The 657-nt window shown below is 63.0% G+C and carries 1 protein-coding gene; it reads left to right on the forward strand.

The annotated features are described in order from the left end of the window. Nucleotides 1–131: 131 nt before the first annotated feature. The coding region (locus IMZ11_RS43155) for a DUF1643 domain-containing protein (RefSeq protein WP_228649430.1) at nucleotides 132–657 on the forward strand (526 nt) is incomplete at its 3' end.

The raw sequence follows: 657 nt of genomic DNA on the forward strand, positions 1-657 counted from the left end.
GGCGGCAGCAATGCCAACCCCACTGATGTCGCCGAGGTCAAGCCTGACGACGTTGCCCATCAGGGCATCACCTGCAACCCCGATTTCCGAAATTCCTTTAACGCGAACCTGCGTCAGGAGTGAGGTGTGTCATGACGCTGACACTGGATCTACATCTGCCCCGGTGGGCACACGTCGAAGGCGACGCATTCTTCTCCACGGATCGCCAGTACCGGTACTGGCTGACACGGCGGTGGGGACCGGGCCCCTCCCTGATGTTCGTCTCCCTGAATCCGTCCGATGCTGACGAGCATCGCGACGACCAGACGACCAGACGTGACATGGACTTTGCCCGGCAGTTCGGCTACGACGGCGTGACACTGCTCAACCTCAGCGCAGCGGTGATGACCGATCCGAGACTGCTCGCACAGGTGGCCAATCCGATCGGCCCGGACAACGATGCACACCTCGATCGTGAAGCAGCTCGCCATGACGTGATCGTGTTCGCGTGGGGATCGAACGCTGATCCAGCACGGGCGCGTGCCGTGGCCACTCGATTATGGAGTATCACCCGGCAGACCGGCGGGAGCGTCGCCTGCCTCGGCTGGACGGCCGAAGGTCAGCCACGTCATCCGTCACGGCTAGCCAAGGCCACTCCGCTGTCGACATTGACCGCCG

This window comes from Microtetraspora sp. AC03309 (assembly GCF_020826795.1).
In the GTDB taxonomy this organism is placed as follows: Bacteria; Actinomycetota; Actinomycetes; order Streptosporangiales; family Streptosporangiaceae; genus Microtetraspora; species Microtetraspora glauca.